General features: G+C 57.1%; 4 protein-coding genes and 2 pseudogenes. 2 read left to right on the top strand and 4 right to left on the bottom strand.

Annotation, left to right across the window (positions count from 1 at the left end; all coding sequences use genetic code 11):
* The coding region (tnpC, locus tag DID99_RS35710; RefSeq protein WP_260444781.1) for an IS66 family transposase at nt 1–670 on the top strand (670 nt) is incomplete at its 5' end.
* 39 nt (nt 671–709) lie between these two features.
* Nucleotides 710–1,306, top strand: coding sequence for a plasmid pRiA4b ORF-3 family protein (locus tag DID99_RS35715; RefSeq protein WP_124668651.1), 597 nt, complete (start codon nt 710–712; stop codon nt 1,304–1,306).
* A 203-nt stretch (nt 1,307–1,509) separates the two neighbouring features.
* On the opposite strand, the pseudogene DID99_RS35720 reads toward DID99_RS35715, so the two are convergent.
* From DID99_RS35720 to DID99_RS38210, 4 genes and pseudogenes are all read right to left on the bottom strand, one after another.
* Nucleotides 1,510–2,320 (bottom strand): annotated as a pseudogene (locus DID99_RS35720) (IS5 family transposase).
* 85 nt (nt 2,321–2,405) lie between these two features.
* Nucleotides 2,406–3,359 (bottom strand): hypothetical protein, encoded by a 954-nt coding sequence (locus tag DID99_RS35725; protein WP_124668652.1) that lies wholly within the window; start codon nt 3,357–3,359, stop codon nt 2,406–2,408.
* A 41-nt stretch (nt 3,360–3,400) separates the two neighbouring features.
* Nucleotides 3,401–3,748, bottom strand: a complete 348-nt coding sequence (locus DID99_RS35730; RefSeq protein WP_124668653.1) for a hypothetical protein — start codon at nt 3,746–3,748, stop codon at nt 3,401–3,403.
* 298 nt (nt 3,749–4,046) lie between these two features.
* Nucleotides 4,047–4,539, bottom strand: a pseudogene (locus tag DID99_RS38210) (integrase core domain-containing protein); the annotation flags it as partial.
* Nucleotides 4,540–4,740: the final 201 nt, after the last annotated feature.

The following is a 4,740-nucleotide window of genomic DNA, read 5'->3' on the forward strand; positions in this document are numbered from 1 at the left end:
TTCCTGCAAATCAAACAACACCGTTTCGGCTTCGCAGCCTTACTGCATACGCCTCGCACGATTGTTCAGGTCCGACTACCAAGCGATTTACGAAACGGGACGCGTTGCCGAAGCAGCATGTTGGGCCCATGCACGGCGGCAGTTCTACGAATTGCATGCGGCTCGCCCAAATGCATTGAACACCGAGGCGCTGGAACGTATCGGCGCGCTCTACAAGGTCGAAGAGCAGATCCGTGGCAAACCGCCCGATGAGCGGCGAGCGCACCGACAAACTCGCGCCAGGCCCTTGCTCGATCAACTCCATGCGTGGCTGAGCGCCACACTGGAGACGCTCTCGCGCAAATCCGACACGAGTCGGGCGATCCTCTACGCGTTGAACCGGTGGGAAGCGCTCACACGCTACTGCGACGACGGGCATCTCGAAATCGATAACCTACCGGTCGAGCGCGCGTTGCGCGGAGTGGCTATCGGGCGCCGAAACTACCTGTTCGCCGGCGCGGACTCAGGTGGGGAGCGTGCTGCCGCGATCTACAGCCTGATCGGGACGGCCAAGCTCAACGGCATCGATCCCGAGGCGTATCTGCGCGTCGTGCTTGCGCGCATTGCAGACCATCCGATCAACCAGGTCGAAGGCCTGCTGCCCTGGAAAATGACCACCCCAGCATCGTAAGGCGATAATGCCGCTGGCTTCCCGTTCCCCGGAGATCAGATGGCAAAGTCGTTCCCGCGCTTTACCCTGCACGTGCAGCTTCAACACATCGAGCCGCCCATCTGGCGCCGGATCGAGGTCGAAGGAACCGAGTCACTGCGCAAGCTGCACCATATCCTGCAGGCGGCCTTCGGCTGGGAAGACTCCCACCTGCACGACTTCCTGGTCGACGGCATGACCTACGCCATGTTCGAGGTCGATGGCGTGCTGGAATTCGCTGATCCGGGCACGACCGCCGATGACCGCAAGGTTCGACTGCAGAAGGTTCTGAAACTTGGCTCACGCTTCCTCTACCGGTACGACTTCGGGGACGGGTGGGATCACGTCATCGTCGTTGAGAAAGTGGAAATCGTTGAAAGCGAACCGTGGGGCGCGGCCCAGGTCATCGATGGTGCTCGCGCGTGCCCGCCAGAAGATGTGGGCGGCCCGCCCGGCTACGACGCGTTCCTGAACACGCTATCTAACGATCCGAATAGCGAAGAGGCAGAACATTACCGAAACTGGGTTGGCCCCGGCTTCGATGCCGAACGGTTCGATCTGCGTGCGGCCAATGCCACGCTGCTGCGCATGGCATCCAATCGTTGGGGAAACCGGTAACTCACGCCGTCAAGATGGTATCGGCTCCACGCTTACGAAGGAGTTGCTATCTGGAAAGCAGCAATCCCGCCGGCCAGGCGCAGGGCGATCCGGATGTTGATGACCGAACGCGCCATGGGTGTCACCCGCGCCTGCCGGCCAGCAGGGATTGCGGGCTCACCGTTTCACTATGAACGACAGCCCATGCAGACCACTAAGAAGCTCTAACACAATGAGTTTTGAAGCTGTCGCCAGCAGATGACGCAAGGGGCGATTTTCATGAACGCTTCATGGATGGTCGCGAGGCGTTCGAACCGAATGCGCAGACGTCTGAAGTTGTGCAGCCACGCAAAGGTGCGCTCGACGGCCCAGCGGGTCTTTCCAAGACCGCTGCCGTGCGGCTCGCCACGGCAGGCAATCTGCGTGGCGATGCCGGCGGCATGCAGTGGTTTGCGATATTTGTCGTGGTCATAGCCACGATCGGCTTGCACCACGACGGGCTTTGATAGCGGCCGTCCCCGTTTGTCGCGAATGGGCGGGATGGCCTCGATGAGGGGCAGCAGTTGAGTAACGTCGTTGCGGTTGGCGCCCGTGAGGATCAGCGCGAGCGGAATGCCCTGCGCTTCAGTCACAAGGTGGTGCTTTGAACCGGGTCGCGCCCGATCGATGGGATTGGGTCCTGTTTTTGACCCGATCCCACTGCACGAATGGAGGACGAATCGATGACCACGCGCGACCAATCGATGCGATCGGCCGCGCGAAGCTTGGCCAGCAGCACCTCGTGCAGTCGATCCCAGACGCCCGCGTGCTGCCAATCGCGTAGCCTGCGCCAGCAGCTCATGCCTGAACCGCAGCCCATTTCCTGCGGAAGCATTTCCCAGGGAAGACCGGATTGCAGCACGAACAAGATGCCGGTCAACACGGCGCGATCGTCCAGCGGCTTGCGCCCCGGGTATCGCGTCCGACGCGGCTTTGGTGGTGGCTGCAACGGTTGAATCAGTGACCACAATCGTCATCGAGTATCGGTTTTGCCATGGCCTCCTCGTCAGCGAAACAACGAAGAGGTTAACAGAGCGTGCGGCGGGCTAACAGTCCCCACAACTCATTTTGTTAGAGCTTTTTAACGACCTATCGCCTGTGCGAGGCTTGCCACCAACCCCGTCCATTTCTGAATCAGGCTAGAAACGGCCTGCATATCATTGGTGTAATTTGCATTTGACTGCTGCAGCAGCACCATCAGTTGCTGGTTCGCATCGCCTCCGGCTTGAGCCGTCTGCTTGATGGACGAGGCAACATCTTGCAATGTCGACGCCGATAACTGTGAAGGCTCCGGGACTGGGAAGCTTCCATCGGCAATTTGTTGCCACTCCGACGGAGAACTCACACTAACACCGCAATTGTTAGTCAACCAGTCCTGAAATGACTGCCCATCTACCTGGATATTGTTTTGCAATCCCCACTGAATGAAGGCCTCCCACTCAGCCTGATCCGGAGAGTCACCGCCAAAAGGGTACCCACCAGATTTTCCGGCATTCGTTGCTGATTGCTGGAGCTCATCCGCGAACCTCGTCGCCTGCTCCGAAATGGCGTTGTTCCCACTAATCTGATTGTAGATGTCTTGCAAATTTGATTGCTCGAGTGCCGCGCATACAGACATCAATGCCACACCACTTGCCAATACATTCGCACTAACCTGGCCTTGCGAATACGCTGCCTCGGCAACTGACATACTATTGCCACCAACGCCGAAGTATGCTACCCCCATACCCGTCGGTTGCGATACAGGATCACCCGGTGCCGAACCAGTCGGTGCCGAACCGCCCGGAATTGGTATAGCATTCACTCTTGCCGCCTTCCGGGCGTCCAGCATCTCCATCCCCGCTTGCGCGAGCACGCTCATTTTTTCAAGCATGTGATTAAGTGCACGGGGGGGGGCAGACGAATTTACGCCCTTCGATTGTCCGCCCACAGCCTCTGCTCGGCCGGCCGCCTTCGCCGCCTCTTGCGTACCCGACAACCCAGAGGCCGAATGCCCCACATTCGGCCGCGCGCCATTGTTTATTTTGGAAGACATCCTCTGTATTCCTTAAAAAGGTTTTCTTGAAAGAATTCCATCTAAATAATTCTGTCTGTTACAAATTTCCGCACCGGAACACCAATGCCCTTCGCCGAAGCACACCCAGCCGACGAACTCTGTCGCCGCGCAAATTCTTCAAGTCTTTTCTCAACCTGCTTGCGTAAATCTTCGATCTGCGGCGCCGCACTCCTCAACATTGCACGCACTCGATCCAAAGCCTTTTCCGCCTTTGGATCGGATTTAGCCATTTTCTCGAGCTCTAAAATATTGCGCTGCAAAATCTTGCACTTCGTCATATTCTCCCGATACACTCGCATTCTCTCTGCAGCGATCGTCTTCAACGCGTCTGGCGTAATCACGCTTTCGCTAGGCATAACGTCCGACATTTCACTCGACTCCTTTTGGTTGGATAGAGCCCGAATCACGGGCTCAAATTATCAATTTTGAATTATTTCCTTACCGCCAAGTCACCACACCCCATTACCAAAACGCCGCACCTCACCCTAGGACAGCAGCGCATCCAGCAGCAACTATAGCATATGCGACTTATCCGCATCTCCCTATCGGAAAATGCCATGGGCTTCAAATAGAAGACAGAAATATCACCCTGACGTATACAATCCTATAATTTTTAACGAAACCGATAGCGCTATCATCAAACTCCACCGAACCGACGCCCCGTCTTCAGTAGCATATGGCTTTAGAATGCGGGGGAGGTAACGTAAGTGCTTTCTCTGTCAGTTCACGAGCATACGTTGTGGGCATGAGTCCGCCCAAGGATTTCTGCGCTCTGCTGACCCAGTGTTCGTTCCGGCATTCATCGTGGAAGCGCCCGTTGAACGATTCGATGTAGATATTCTGGTTCGGTTTGCCCGGTTCGATCGGAAACAACTTCACGCCTCGCGCGTATGCCAGGTCAACATCGCTCTACTGCAGAACTCTTTCCATTGTCGGTCCATATGGTTTGCGGCAGTCCGCGATGCAAGGCCGTGCGATCGAGGATGCGTGTCAGCGCGTGACCGTCAATTGCTCGCTCCGGCACGACGGCGGCAGCGTCGTCCTTCCGCTGTTCGGTCGAAAAGTCCATTGACCAGACCTTGTTGGCCGCCGATAGTCGGCCGAGCGGTCGGCGATCCGATGCCGGCACCCTCTTTCGCTTGCGATGGCGCACCTGCAACATCCATACAACCACTCGACGCGCTTGTCGTCTAATTGCTGTCAATAGATCATCCTCCGGAAAGGGTTCAGACCAGCAGTTTCCTTGTCGTCTTCGTGGTCGTGTTCACGCCACAACATGCCGTCAGAGAGTCGCTACAACGTTCCGATGTGATTGCCGCGGTTTTCCCGCAAAGCGCGTCAAGGAATCGTTGAGGCGACG

Origin of the sequence: Burkholderia sp. Bp8986 (assembly GCF_003854225.1) — a bacterium.
In the GTDB taxonomy this organism is placed as follows: domain Bacteria; phylum Pseudomonadota; class Gammaproteobacteria; order Burkholderiales; family Burkholderiaceae; genus Burkholderia.

What these genes read in the sequence shown, in the direction of transcription:
- DID99_RS35715 (WP_124668651.1), top strand. Translation starts at nt 710, where the DNA reads ATGGCAAAGTCGTTCCCGCGCTTTACCCTGCACGTGCAGCTTCAACAC.
- DID99_RS35725 (WP_124668652.1), bottom strand. Translation starts at nt 3,359, where the DNA reads ATGTCTTCCAAAATAAACAATGGCGCGCGGCCGAATGTGGGGCATTCG.
- DID99_RS35730 (WP_124668653.1), bottom strand. Translation starts at nt 3,748, where the DNA reads ATGTCGGACGTTATGCCTAGCGAAAGCGTGATTACGCCAGACGCGTTG.